The following is a 12864-nucleotide window of genomic DNA, read 5'->3' as shown; positions in this document are numbered from 1 at the left end:
TCTCATAAGCAGATTTTGACAACTGCACTATGGCGCATTGCGACGCCGGTTGACGCAGGAGCCATCCACCCCATCAGGTTTGGGCGGTCCTCTGCACAACATGCGATGCTGCTACTGCGAAAAGCTTCAAGCTCGGCGCGCACACTAAGGGCTCAAAGCGGACGTAACGCTTCGAGGCTCTGAAACGCTTAATCGTGGCGTAGCCGCCGAGAGATCGACGGCTGTTGATCAGAGGCTAAGAGCCTTCTCTGCCTCGCCGTGTTCAAAGGCGTCTGCGAGGGATTTCAGATCTTCTCCACCAATACCAAATTGCCGCATGAGAGGTCTCCACCGGTTGGCGATGAGTAAGGCCATTTCTCGCGCCCGCATGCGCGCCTCGTGCTCCGATAGATCGAAGAACTCCGCAGCGGCCACCGCAAGATCGAGCGATGCCTTAAATGGCCCTCCTTCTATGATCGCCGTCTCGAGATAGCGATGGCGTCCCGCTTGTGGGTTCACATCAAAGAGCGGAGAGAGCCGCCAAAGGCCGTTGTCGGCATAGATGAAGCCGTGGTTCTTCAGGTGATCATCCGTGTTGGTGACAAGGACGTTGAAGGCCATTCGCGCCCAAAGCTCATGCAGATCTGCCCGCGCAGCCTTACTGAGCATCCGGATCGCCTCTGCGATCTCTGTATAGGACCCCTGCTCTGCAACGGATCGATTAAGAGCTGTGCGCGCTGAAAAATAAGGGACACGCATGCCCGCCCGCCGATCAAAGCGTCTGATCAGGGCCACTGGATGGTCAGAGTTTTCCAGCACCAGTCGCGCGTCTGGCGCGCGCAGGCCGCATTCCCGCGCCAACTGGAGCGTCGCGATCTCGATGCGCTCTACAGGGCTCTGGTCTCCCGGGGACGAGAACTTAGCAATCCAGAGCACGTCGCGGTCCTGCACATTTATCTTCGGTCGGGCGCCGCCAATCGAGCCACCGGCGCCTGCGATCAAGCGCAGATCCTCGCGCGACACCTCGCGTCGCTGCTCGACCCTGACCGCAATGTCCCGGAGTGCGTCAAGCTGGTTGAGGTTCGGCACCGGTGTGCGATGTCCACTAATGATCCCGCCGTCTCCTCCAGTGAACCGGAGTGCGCCCTGACGCGTGGCATCATCCAACAGAGCAAGCATGTCGAATTCGCTGAGATCGGCGCCGTGAACGCGCGCCATCAAGAGACGCCCCCATGAATCAGGTGTCGCATCTTGGAGGACGGAAGGCAGGCTGTCGCGCTGATCGCCTGTAGATGCCTTGGACACATAAGAGGGCGTTAATCCGAGCGGCAGATGAGGTGCGATCGCGAAGGCACGCGCATCGTTCAGCCAGCTCTCGAAATATTGAAATTCAGAATGATGGCGGCGCGACCCTGGGGTGAACCGCAGCTTACCGATTGGCAAGAGTGCGCTTCCAAGGCAGACATGGGTGACCTTCTGTTCCGGAGATCCCGGGGCCATCAGAAGCCTACGCCTTCATCGTCATCACCGTCAGCCTCCTGGCGTCTATCCGGATCTCGTGCGCCGCCGCGCTTTACATAGGATATCCCCCGCTTAGGAATCGCGTCGACTGCGAGGGACAGGCCCACAGGATCCTCTTCTATTCGCAGGATCTCTGCGAGGGCATCGGGCTCGCCGAGAGCGGCAAGCACCCCGGCCAGTTTCCCGATGCCCACGCCAGCATCGCCCCGTTCCAGGCGCTGGATCGTCTTTTCCGACACGCCTGCGCGTTCGGCGAGATCGAGCATGGCAAGACGACGCGCGAGGCGCGCTTGCTTGATGTTGCGGCCAAGGTTTACCAAAGCTCTCTGGGCGCGAAGATTCGACATTGCTGGCCTAATATGGCTTTTAAAATACAATTACTGGTCATATATGACCTATTAACCGATGAACTTCAACTAACAAGGCTGGAGGGGGCCGATGGTTGGCGTAGCGGTGCAAGATATGGACGAGCTCTTGCCGCTGTCGGCATCCGCACCGCCACAGCGGGTGAGGGTTTTTCAGAGATCACTAACACTACGGCGCCGTGAGCAGGGTCTATTCTCCAAGCCTGTTCTTGGCTTCGGGAAGGTCTTTGTCATAAACAAGGTTCCCGTCCTCATCGAGGCCAACTCCAATCCCAAGGCGCCGCAGTCGTTCGAAAAACGCTTCCTCATCGGGCCCAGGCTGGCCCATCTTCTCTATAAACCATTCCTCCCACTCGGGGTCTGATTCATCCGGTTTTGGGTCTGTCATCCCAGTGCTCCTACTCTGCTTAACCGAGTCTATCACGAAATTGACGCTAAAACCGGGCGGCGCAGAATTCGCCCCAATGCCGCCTTACCTCAGTTGGTTGGAGCGCTCGATTGTGGATCAAGAGGTTCCAAAATCGAGATTAACGGGTGCCCCCCACCCTCTTCTGCGACATGAGTGCTACATTGGCTGTAGCGCACAGGAGAGGGAATGTGGAAGTGTCACTTGATGAAGGTGAGCGCCGGGGCCCAGGAGATCATTGTGCGGAAGAAGGCCGACCATGCGATCTGGGAAAGGAGATAAAGGATGGCGCCCGTCGCATCGAAAATTCTCGGAACGGTGAACGCACCCTATGGTGCGAACCTTTCCGCTTGTCAGCTTGCCGCCGCAATCTCGGACATTGAGGCCGCTCAGTCTGCCATGGGTCCGGCCTTCTCCTTCTTCTCTGAAGTCTCCCCGGAACTTCAGGTGTCTTTCGTGTCAGAGATGGGACTGCCCCATGACAAGGTGCGGCAGGTCGCGAAGCACTTTCAGACACTTTGCCCGTTCCCGTTAGCACTCGCTACGTAGCAGCGGGTCTTCGTCCCAAGCAAAAGGACCCCCTGTAAAACGCGTGGTTCGGTATGAACTGCGACAGAACCGTGCTATGTTCTATCGTGTTCAGTGTGAACCTGGGCGACGGCTCAAAGGAGGGGCAATGGCTATTTTTGACATCATCGTGTCGATCGCGTCGGTTGTTCTGGCTGGCGTGACCATCGCCTATATGGCTTATCTCGCTCGGGTGAGCGGCCGAGACCGACCGCACAATCCGGAGCGCCTGCGCCGGTTTATAGCAAACGCGCCCTACCATCTCCTCGACAAGAATGACTCCGAACAAAATACCTAATCGGCGGCTGTTCCGGGCGGAGCATTGACCCATTCTGGGGGTTCTCTGACGTCTTGATCTGCTGACATTATTCCGGCGGGATATAGCGCTGGCGGGGCGCTATGCCGCTTCCTGCATGCTGTTTATACTTTCGAGCAGCCGGGCAACCTTGCGGTGCGTGGGCTGATCCAGCTTCAGTTTCACAGCGGCTGACAGTAGCTCCTCGAGGGTATCAATCTTAACGTCGATCACGGTATTGGCCACCTCAGTCCAAGCCTTGCGGACGGTAGCGCGGGCTTCGCGGCACGTGCTTGGTTGGAATCGATGGGCGGCAGTGACGGCATCCGTCTCGCGCATGATCTTCTCGGGCGGCTCGATTTTGCCGCGTTTACGAAGGTCAGGCACAGCACTGATAGGCTCTGCATAGAGGATTGGGGCCAGATCCAAGATGCTCAGCAGGCTATCCAGCTTGCGCAGATGGATTGTGAATTCGGCACGCTTTTTTTGGTCCATCTGCGCAGCCTTTTTGGTGGCCCACTCCAGAGTGAGATCGACAGGCGCTTTGCTGTCATCAATGGCAAGGCTGGAGACTTTGGCGAGCCCAATGGTTGAGATGCCTTGATCTTTGATAGCGGTGCGTAGAGCCTCCCATGCCACTGCGGAGGGGTCAGGGCGGCGCACCAGTGCCGCGGCAAAGAAGACCTCCCTCAGGGTATTAGTGACCTCCATTTCCTGTGCACTATGCAGACCCTGCTGTGCTACCCATTCGGGGCTGAGGTCGAGGGGCCTCAACAGAGCCCGCTCAGCCGTTTTCCGAATAGGGTCCAGCGCCGCCTTGGCATTCTTTGGTAGGTCGGCCCAGGCCCGCGTTACAATGCGATAGGGGTCAATTTGAACGGTAGCATGACGGGACATCAGCGCGCGCGCCCTCCTTTCATAGATCGTCCAGGTTCGTGGCTTCAATCTCGATGGCATCTGTGACCATAGCTCGCGCCATGTTGTCAGGTCGAGGATGTCATCAGGGGTTACATCTGTCATGTCGCGGTCGATCAGGAGCCACCAAAGCTGCAGGAGCGGCATACGGTCCGTTTTCTTGATGGTCATCTTGTCCAACCATTGAGGCAGGGTGTCCGACGCCGATACCGGGTGGGTGACATGAGGCAGCAGAAGCTGCCGGGCACGGCTGATATACTGGCGCCACGATGCATTCGTGACACCAGTGTCGCATGGCTGGAGTTGTGTAATCCGTGTCCACATATCGGGCGCGAGCATGTCATCGGCGGTTGGGTTGTCGGTTGGCATGTAGATCCCCGCATTGCACATTGCCTGCCATACCTGCGGTAGACCGTCACGCCGCGTTTCGGGGGCGGCAGCGTGATAGTGTGTTAAAATGCTTGGCAGGTCTAATTTCAGTCGACCTTGTCGATCATAGACCGGCGGCGCTGCGATCGGCTCTGGGGGCAGTAGCCCGCTCGCGGCAATCTCAGGGATTTGGAATAAACGGTTGAAAACTGAGACCCCCTGCCGCAGGCGCTGACGCACAGAGCAAGCGAGCTTTGCCTTGGGTGCCTTTCCATGTCGCCTTTCGCGATCAAATCGGCGCTGCAACTGCTCCTCGCTTAGGACACCCCGTTCGGCGTCGAGGGACCACACCCAGTCAGTAGTGATCTGGGCAGGCACCAATCCGGCCGCCTTGGCAGGCGTGGCCAATCCCGGCAGACACCGCTCGATGTCATCTTTGCCGGCACGACGGATCAACATGCGCAGCTGCTCCCAGGGATCATCAATCTCACCAAGGCATGCGAGCAGGCGTGATACCTGGTGCCGCATTGTCTCGTAGGTCCGCTTACTCGGTAACGTGGCCTGGATAGCTGGATCAAGTGCAGCATAGTCGGCGGGATAGCGGATCTCGAAGTCGGATGTCCGCACCTGATCGATGCCACCGCCGGCATGGCCGAGCAGGTAGAGAGCGCCACGCATCTGGGGCCAGTTTGTAACGAGTGGTTCGCCGGCGGTTGCAGCGGCGTTTCCGAGGGCGATGATATCAGAGAGTGTGTTCATGCACAGAATATTGGTCTGCGCCCCATTTGCAAAAACGCTAAGTTTGATCTGACGTCTCGTTGCGAGCACGACGCGCAAGCGTATGCTCTGATGGCATCGGAGGGGATACATATTCGACGCGACCTTGGATGCGAGCGCGACGCCCGACGCGTGGCCTTTGGTGCTCCTGATAAGCCTGCTCTTGCTCGTGACGATCTTTACGCCACCAGTTCATTTTGACAGTCGCCACAGACCTCCCCTTCTTCTTGAAGATCAGACCTACGTTGAATGGAGCAAGGGCATTAACCTCATCAAGCGATGGCTTGATCACCTTGCTGTTCAGATCTCCAAAAGCCGGGTATTTGTGTGCCTCTACACCGAGTAACTCTCTGAATTCATGCAAGCTAAATTCGGCATCTGTCTTGCGTTCCAGATTGATCCACCCGGCCACGTGCTCATACAGCGAGACAGCATATTTGCTGGAGAAAGACATCAGAACTGGGATGTCGATGGCCCCCCAAACGTTGCTCGTTAAGAGGACTTCGACCAGTTTGTCATCAAAGGTATAGGTGAAAATCCCGTTCTTTTTAAGAACGTTACCGCCCACAAGAGGAGCTCGCACCGGCTCACCTTCTGAATTGATAGTTTTGACATGAAATCCCATGAGCGAGTCGATCGCGTCATTGATATTATCTCGGCCCTTATGATTGTCGGAGCGGAGACGAGAGGCTTCGATCGAATATTCTTTTCCCTTCGCGATGCCATCGGCGTGAGCGTTTTGCCATAGCAACGTAATCGCGCGCCGGGCAGTTAAGGTAAGTTCGCCGTGCCCGCGTATTTGGATCAGCTCCTGCGGCTTGTTGGTGTTGTTGGGATTGTTCGGCCGTTGATCAACAACGAGGGGTTTGGGATCTTTCGACATTGGCATCGCCTGAACGAGGAAAAAAGAGCATCGAAGTTTCGTTTTTCATCGATAGTCGCTCGGAGAACTAAAGAAAAGGGGAGCGAGGTCATTCTTTTTTAGCGAGCATGAAGAAAGAGGAATTTGGGGGCGTGATGAAGATCGCGCTCTAAAAAAGACGAATCTGGGGCGAGGTGAAGCGCACGCTCTAAAGAAGAGGAATCTGGGGGTGCGGTGACAGATGGAGCCTCGAGGGAGAGAGATTAGTGCATCCCATCGTTCATATGGTTGAAGTCTATGAAAAATACACATTAATAACATAAGGTTACAATAGCTATGGAGTTTTCCACAGGGCGGGGTGCCCGTGGAAAAACTTTCTCCCCACAAGCCTCTTTTTTCGCCCCCTAAACCTCTTTTTAGGCCCCATAAACCTCTTCCTTACCCCCACAAACCTCTTCGTTAGCCCCATATTCCTCCATGGTTAGCCGAATAACATTTTGTTTATATTATCTAAAATCTGCACGAACTTAGAAAAGAGAATATAGAAAAAGAAGGAGATCCAGCATGTGCAATACTAACGGACCTCCCCATAGTCGTCGCTCTTAGTTTGATGTGGAGCCGCCTTCGGCGGCACTGTAGTTTGCTGCCGTGCCAAAGGCATGGCGAGGGCCTATGGCCCTGACCAAGCATCAATTTCAGATCCAACTTCTTGACGGATCGTGTGCTGCGACCATGCATATGCTGAGAATGCTCAGCGGCGGTTTTTAACGGTATGTAGATTCAGCAACGTTGAGCGTGTCGCTACTACTGCTTTTCTTTGTCCTTGGCGTCCAGGATAGGCTCCAGTTGATCGAGCGCGGCAGTGATGGCTGCGGCCACGAAGCGCTCTTGAGTCATACCATTGGCGCGCGCCATGGCAGACTTTAGGCGATTTTTGAGGGTCGGCGGCATCCGTATCGCGATCTGCACTGTGCCCTGGGGCTCAGCCGATGCTTGATCCAGCATTTCCGCCAAGGGATTGCTATTGGGCGGCGTGGCTTTGTCAGCTTTTTTCTCCGGGGGTTTGCGCTTCGTTGGCGGTGTTTTGGCGGATGCGGTTTGTTTCGCTCGCGTAGTTGTGGTCTTCGACTTCGCTGCCGGCGTTTTGGGCGATGTGATTTTCTTTGCTCGCGTAGCGGTCTTCGTCGTCGGTTTGGCAGGCGCTGGCTCGGCCTGCGCCTCCTTGTTCTCGACGACCTGCACATCATTTGTCCCGGCGGCAGCTGCGACGCTAAACTTCTTCTGGGCCATGATTATTTCTCCATCTCGATTTCGGCCACCATCTCGGCGATGGCGGCCATAAATGCTTTGCTGCCAGAGCCCATCTCGCTCATGAGTGTCGAATATAGGTCGGCGCTGTTCGAGCTTGCAGCGTTTGGGATCTGCGTTGTGAGCAAAGCCAGCCCATGCTGCGCTGTTACCTGAGGGGCAAGCCGTGTGGCCGTCTGCCGCGTGTCGGCGCGATTGAGCACCATCGCGGCTTCCAGATCCTTGCCTGCCTGTGCCGCGCTCCGGATGCCGCGCACAAGCCGTTTTGCGGCCCGTGCTGACATTGCGTCCGGCGTGACCGGAACGAGCACAAAATCCGAAGCTCGGATGAGAGCTTGTTGCAAACGACCAGCAGCTGGGGGTCCGTCAAGGATGACGTGGTCATAGTTGGCCGCCTTCCTCATTGTTCGACCAATGCGCTTCTCGATTTGAGCTGCAGCCGCAGCTTCAATAGCACCTTCATCGAAGTCTTCGCCGCGCTCGTCAGCTTCTTCGATTAGGTGATCGTGCTCGGTTGAAGCGTCGAGATCGTATGGCAACTCATGACTGAGCGAGATACGCCGGCACCGGTCCGACGCTGATGCTTGCGGATCAGCGTCGATTAATAGAACGCGCCTCCCGGCGAGACCGAGGTGTTCAGCAAGCGCGAGTGATAATGTCGTTTTGCCGACACCGCCTTTGGAATTAACGCATGATAGGATCATAGGATGCCCTCCATTGGACCATTTTGCGGGTTGAATTATTAATACTCAAGCAAAGTTTATAACAAACAGGCAAAAAAGTTTGCAAAATAGACCAATTTATAGCTTGATCGCCATCAATAAAGACTTCTTTGTAACTAACAAGCTAACAATCGCGTTATATTGTTAGCTTGTTAGCAGGAATTATAGCTAAGATAGGATCGGCCTTCTTGGGTGCGCAGATTCCTCAAAACTTGAGGCAGGTGACGATGGGAGTGTCGGGCATCGCTACCTTTTCGATGCGGGAGAATCTTCGATGAGGGAGAAACGCCCGTGCCAGTGCTCTCCCATGAAGTGCGGGTTCCGTGCGGGTTACTTGCGGGTTAGCATCGAACTTGTAGCCTACATGCGGGGAATGTGCGGTTTCAATTCGTAACACCGGTCCAAGGAGATATGGGATGATTAAGCCATCGAAAACAAACGCAAAAAAGGAGCGTTACATGATACTTGATGGCAACAAAATCTTTCAACTCCGGGAGGAGCAGGCGCTGACGCAGGGCGCGCTGGCCGAGGCTGCCAATTTAGGCCTCCGCACGGTCGAGAAAGCCGAGGGCGGTGGGAGAATGAACTTTGGCACTGTGAGCCAGATCGCCAAAGCTTTGGGAGTCGCGGTTGCGGACCTCAGGGTGCCCAAGATGCAGCCTGGGCATCATCAGGGCGGCAATAATACCAGTGGTGGCGCGCACCCCTCTTCCTACGAAGCACAGCAGCTGCGCGAGGTGATTGCGCGCGGGAGCCGAGGTGAGGCCTTGGCAGCCATGGCAAAAGCCGCCGGTAATGAGATGCACACTCAGGGTTGGGAAGACGGATACAACTACCCTCTGGATAAGCTCGACTACGGGATGTTGCGGCAGATTGCCGATGGCACCAGAGCCAGCGTCGAGGACGCCGATCCGGAAAACACTATCGAGGCTTTCGACCGCCTCAACAGGGGGGCATCGGCCTTCCGCCTGCAGCACCCCGGCAACCTCGATTACAAGATCGGGTTTTTGGACGGCTTGCTGGCGATCCAGAAGGGGTTCGATCCGCAGACTCGGAAGGTAGGTCCCCCTAAGCGCCTCTTCGGCGGGGAGGCATAACGATGGCTAAGCTCCCCGACCCCCGCATCGAGATCTGCGCCAAGGCGCGCCTGATCGAAACCCGTGCCCATGCGATTGCAGGCTTCGCGCGCCGCCTCTCCGAAACCCCTGACCCCACCAGCGTCGAGCCGGAGGAGTGGGCCAGTTACTCGCAGTCGCTTGAGGTCCTACTCAAAGAGCTGGCGGATGACGTCGAGATTGTCGTTAGCAAGGCGCAACACGCCATATAGAGAACGATGACAGGCAGACACGGAGCCTGCCTGTCACACTTCATCCTCGTCGTCGAACAGGCTCGCCATCATGTTCTGGCCCTCGAGGACGGTCGCTCGCTGCAAGTCTTCGGACTCGTATTTGCGGGCGGTCGGGCTGCCGGGCTTGTGACCATTGAGCTTGTTGGCGAGTTGCACCCCCGCTGCACCCGGCTCGTCCCGGATCAGGGTGCGGGCAATATGGCCGCCGGTTCCGGCGATGATTTTCCACATTCGGGAATACCAGGCATAGACGGCAGATGTGCCATCGTATTGAACGTAGAGTGGGCGCTTCTCTGATGCTGCTTTTCCGCGCAGCTGACCGAGGTAACGCGGGTCGTCATCCTGCAAGATTACAGCGTCGATGAACTTGTTCCACCAGGGCAGAAGCGGGATGTCGATATCGACACCCGTGGATCCTGCCGTCTTTGTGGCCTTGTAATGAAAACGGTATCCGTTGCGGCCCGGCTCGAAGGTGATCCCGGCCCCGAGGACATGATGGGCTTGGACGTCGCCTGGGCGCGCGGGCACGGCGCATCCCAGTGCGATGGCCGCGGCGCGGTTGCGCAGCGCGTGGCGCATCTGGGGCAGCTTGAGGGTCTCGGCCTCGGCGAGCATCGCTTCGGCCCTCTTGAGTAACTCCGGGCGCGTCCCTGCTGCCTTGGCCTTGGCAAGCTTCTGGGCGGCTTGCTTACCTTCCCTCTTTGTAAGCATGGAATAGGTGATCGTAAGCTTATCCCACACATCCTCGGGTAGTCCGTGCGCTCGTGCAAAGCGCCGCAACTCCTCCCAAGTGGATCTCAGGTAGGCCCAACGGGGCTCGTCGATGTCGTCGTTAAGACCTTTCTTCTTGGCCTGTTCTTGTTGGCGCGTGATGGAGCGGGCCCGCATGTCGGCATAGAGTGCGCGCAGTGCATCCGTGTTCGCCAGGTTGGCAGGATGGCCAGCCCGTCGGGCCGACCAGACAAACATGCCAAGTCTGGCCCTCATGCGACCCAGAATGTCGGGGGCGTATTCGCCTTCGACCTCCAGCCGCCGCAGGGTCTGTCGCCAGTCCATCGGGAGGTCTTCGACCGGGACCGAGACCGTGCGCGTATAGTTTCGCGTTCGGCCCTTGGGGATGCCTTTGAAATTCGCTTGGTGATCCACCGCAGCCTGAACGGCCGCAATCTCGATTAGAAAATCTTTACCAAGGCCAAGGTGACGCAGCGCCCCACGCAGATCCTGTAGCGCCTTCGGTGCCTGAGCACGCAGGCGGGCAAAGGCCCGGATGTCGGCCTCGCCAGGATCACCGACGCCGTGTTCGGTGCAGAACCCCATAAAGGCGTCCAGGGCGCAGAGTTCGCCTTCGGTCATGGCATCCAGGGCCGGGTGATCGCGCAGAGCCGTCATGTGCGGCGCTTGCAGTAGGCGCTGGCGCGGAATCATTGATCGGCCTCCATAGCGGCAAGGGTCTTGGCCTGGCTCTCGAGGATCATCTGCTCTGTATCGAGCCAGCCATAGTTGCGAGCACAGACCGCAGGTGTGTTGCCGAGCATCTGCGCTGCGAGATGCAGGTTGTTCCAGTCTGCTTTAAGCAACAGCGAAGCATATCCATGCCGCCACTGGTGGAAGGTCATCGGCAGTTTGGCGGCCGACGCCCCGCGCTGGAACCAGCCATCGAATGTTTTGTGGCCGAGGCGCTGGCCAACGTCTTGGATCGCGGGAAAAAGGTAGATGCTCTTGTTGTGGTGCGGAAACAGCGGCCGGATCACCTTGAGATACCAGTCCAGCACCTTGGGGCCGCTCATTCTGGCTTCGAGAGGCGTTTCGGGCTCGTCTTTGCCTGACTTGGTCTCGTCGGCGTGGAGAACGAAGCTGTAGGTCGTGCGCCCTTTTCCGGGGGTAAAGAAGTTCCTCCGCGCCCCGTGTAGGCGCAGGCCCAGCACGTTCGCCATGCGGATCGGGCGCCCTGAGAACTCGATGGCACAGGCTGCGGCGCAAGCCCCAGTTTGCCGGACCTGAATGATCTCGTTCTTGGTGAGCGCGCGGCCTTCGGCCTCGGCTGCGTCGATGATCTCGTTGGCCGCCTCCATCATTGTCAGGTGCATACGACGAAACCTGTTTCTCTGTGTCTTATCTCGCACCAGAGCTTTGCACCAATCCGTGTTCTTCTTAGTCATGCCTTGGGCAAGTTCGCGGGCATCGCGCATGATCTTGCAGTTTTTGAGCCCGCGGTGCGTCTGATTGTTGATGACCCAGGGGGCATCGGGATCGATCTGCTCTCCGAAGTCATCAAGCTCTGGATTGTTGTCCCACAGCACCCGCAGGATGTCTGTGTAGTAATCGTAGGCGCTTGCAAGAGAGATATGGCCGGGCAGGTGCTCAACTTCTTTGGTGCGACGCAGCGCGGCGTAGAGATGGCCGCGCGCAAAAAGCCCAGTCATGTCATTAACGGTTTCGAGATCAATGATGGGGTGGGTGTAGCCCAGAGCCGGCTCGGCCGGGCAGTCCGGTAGCGTCCGCACGTGGTGGCGGAGGGCCGCGAGCCAGCGCGCTCTCGTCTTATCTGTGACACCATCGCTGTCATCTCCAGACACCTCATCGCGTGTCATGGATGCGCGCTCGACCAGTTGCGCCAGATAGGCGTCAATGTGGGCCGGCAGGGCCGCGTGCTCGCGCCGGGTTGGATAGATCGGCACTGGCTGGGTTGGCAACACGGCACCAATCTCGGGAATGCACGCGAAGTCACGCAAGAAGCGTTGCGCCCGGCGCACGATTTGAAGGTCGCCGGGGGCGGCGAATGCGGCTTCGAGGCGATCGAGGACACCGGCATCTGCCAGATGCCAGGGCTCGACCCCGGCGCGTCGGGCGATGTCAGAGAGCTTGGTGACCGGGATTGCTCGTCGGGGGTTCCGGATGATCCCGCCGTTTTGGCAGTGCAGCTTGATTGCGGCCATGAGATCGGTCCATCCGTCCTGACGCGCCCGGAGCGCGGCCTTATCGGCCGCGACCCCGGTGGCGATCTCGATGGTTTTGCGGCACTGACGCCGCCATGTCTTGTAGGCCTCGATGTCCTGGTCGAGATCGGGGCGAGGATGCACGCCCTTCTTCACCTTCGGGAAATTGGCGTCGAACTCGGCCAAGAGATCGACGCCGGTGAAGATCGTCGCGAGCGGTGCGCCGCCGCAGTGGCTTTGGAGCCTGGTGAGATATTGCAGCCGCCAGCCCTCGGGGTTGTCTTTCTTCGGGTTGGTGGGGTCCAGCGCTTGGCAAGCGAAGTGGTCCCAGACGTCTTGCATGTCGCGGATCTGGGTGGGGGGCTGCAGGGGGGTGGTGGCGATGAAGGGGAAGGCTGTCACTTTTGTTTCCTTGCTGTTTTTGGGTTCCGCTTATGTCGGGCGGGTCGGTTTAGGCCGGTGTTTTCCGGTTAAGTCGCAAAAAAGGTCGAACA

At 57.8% G+C, this 12864-nt stretch carries 13 protein-coding genes; 4 read left to right on the top strand and 9 right to left on the bottom strand.

The genetic code is table 11. The features are described from left to right. Positions 1 to 228: 228 nt before the first annotated feature. The 3 genes from ACGYLQ_RS18285 to ACGYLQ_RS18275 form a co-directional block, all read right to left on the bottom strand. A complete protein-coding gene (locus ACGYLQ_RS18285) occupies positions 229 to 1479 on the bottom strand; it encodes a type II toxin-antitoxin system HipA family toxin (RefSeq protein ID WP_348411087.1) in 1251 nt (416 codons plus the stop codon). Continuing rightward, complete coding sequence (locus ACGYLQ_RS18280) at positions 1479 to 1847, bottom strand: helix-turn-helix transcriptional regulator (RefSeq protein ID WP_348411088.1); 369 nt, start codon at positions 1845 to 1847, stop codon at positions 1479 to 1481. Before ACGYLQ_RS18280 ends, ACGYLQ_RS18285 begins: the two co-directional genes overlap by 1 nt. Before the next feature lie 208 nt (positions 1848 to 2055). Continuing rightward, positions 2056 to 2253 (bottom strand): hypothetical protein, encoded by a 198-nt coding sequence (locus ACGYLQ_RS18275; protein WP_348411090.1) that lies wholly within the window; start codon positions 2251 to 2253, stop codon positions 2056 to 2058. A 303-nt stretch (positions 2254 to 2556) separates the two neighbouring features. Between ACGYLQ_RS18275 and ACGYLQ_RS18270 the strand changes: the two genes are divergently transcribed. Next, entirely contained in the window at positions 2557 to 2820 is a 264-nt protein-coding gene (locus ACGYLQ_RS18270; RefSeq protein ID WP_067938100.1) for a hypothetical protein, read from the top strand. Positions 2821 to 2947: 127 nt separating this feature from the next. Beyond that, positions 2948 to 3136: a hypothetical protein gene (locus tag ACGYLQ_RS18265; protein WP_067938098.1), complete on the top strand. Its 189-nt coding sequence runs from the start codon at positions 2948 to 2950 to the stop codon at positions 3134 to 3136. Between the two features lie 99 nt (positions 3137 to 3235). Here ACGYLQ_RS18265 and ACGYLQ_RS18260 read toward each other — a convergent pair whose 3' ends face one another. The 4 genes from ACGYLQ_RS18260 to ACGYLQ_RS18245 form a co-directional block, all read right to left on the bottom strand. Beyond that, the gene (locus ACGYLQ_RS18260) at positions 3236 to 5254 is read right to left on the bottom strand and encodes a hypothetical protein (RefSeq protein ID WP_348411092.1); all 2019 of its coding nucleotides are present in this window, start codon (positions 5252 to 5254) and stop codon (positions 3236 to 3238) included. Further along, positions 5214 to 6077 (bottom strand): replication initiation protein, encoded by an 864-nt coding sequence (locus tag ACGYLQ_RS18255; protein WP_067938385.1) that lies wholly within the window; start codon positions 6075 to 6077, stop codon positions 5214 to 5216. The genes ACGYLQ_RS18260 and ACGYLQ_RS18255 overlap by 41 nt, the downstream gene beginning before the upstream one ends. 783 nt (positions 6078 to 6860) lie before the next feature. Then, a complete protein-coding gene (locus ACGYLQ_RS18250; RefSeq protein WP_067941089.1) occupies positions 6861 to 7346 on the bottom strand; it encodes a hypothetical protein in 486 nt (161 codons plus the stop codon). Positions 7347 to 7348: 2 nt separating this feature from the next. Then, positions 7349 to 8068: an AAA family ATPase gene (locus tag ACGYLQ_RS18245; RefSeq protein ID WP_348411094.1), complete on the bottom strand. Its 720-nt coding sequence runs from the start codon at positions 8066 to 8068 to the stop codon at positions 7349 to 7351. Positions 8069 to 8502: 434 nt separating this feature from the next. Here ACGYLQ_RS18245 and ACGYLQ_RS18240 point away from each other — a divergent pair, with 434 nt between their 5' ends. Both ACGYLQ_RS18240 and ACGYLQ_RS18235 read left to right on the top strand, forming a co-directional pair. After that, the gene (locus ACGYLQ_RS18240) at positions 8503 to 9183 is read left to right on the top strand and encodes a helix-turn-helix transcriptional regulator (RefSeq protein ID WP_348411096.1); all 681 of its coding nucleotides are present in this window, start codon (positions 8503 to 8505) and stop codon (positions 9181 to 9183) included. 2 nt (positions 9184 to 9185) lie between these two features. Then, positions 9186 to 9413: a hypothetical protein gene (locus ACGYLQ_RS18235; RefSeq protein ID WP_067941117.1), complete on the top strand. Its 228-nt coding sequence runs from the start codon at positions 9186 to 9188 to the stop codon at positions 9411 to 9413. 33 nt (positions 9414 to 9446) lie between these two features. Here the strand turns inward: ACGYLQ_RS18235 and ACGYLQ_RS18230 are convergent, their stop codons facing one another. Both ACGYLQ_RS18230 and ACGYLQ_RS18225 read right to left on the bottom strand, forming a co-directional pair. After that, positions 9447 to 10859 (bottom strand): hypothetical protein, encoded by a 1413-nt coding sequence (locus ACGYLQ_RS18230; RefSeq protein ID WP_348411098.1) that lies wholly within the window; start codon positions 10857 to 10859, stop codon positions 9447 to 9449. After that, on the bottom strand, positions 10856 to 12772 hold the full coding sequence (locus tag ACGYLQ_RS18225) for a hypothetical protein (protein ID WP_348411100.1): 1917 nt from the start codon (positions 12770 to 12772) through the stop codon (positions 10856 to 10858). The genes ACGYLQ_RS18230 and ACGYLQ_RS18225 overlap by 4 nt, the downstream gene beginning before the upstream one ends. Between the last annotated feature and the right edge of the window lie 92 nt (positions 12773 to 12864).

Source organism: Sulfitobacter sp. 1A12779, from assembly GCF_043557315.1.
Taxonomy (GTDB): Bacteria; Pseudomonadota; Alphaproteobacteria; order Rhodobacterales; family Rhodobacteraceae; genus Sulfitobacter; species Sulfitobacter faviae.
Note: the sequence above shows the minus strand (reverse complement) of the source record. Positions and strands in the feature narration are given on the sequence as shown.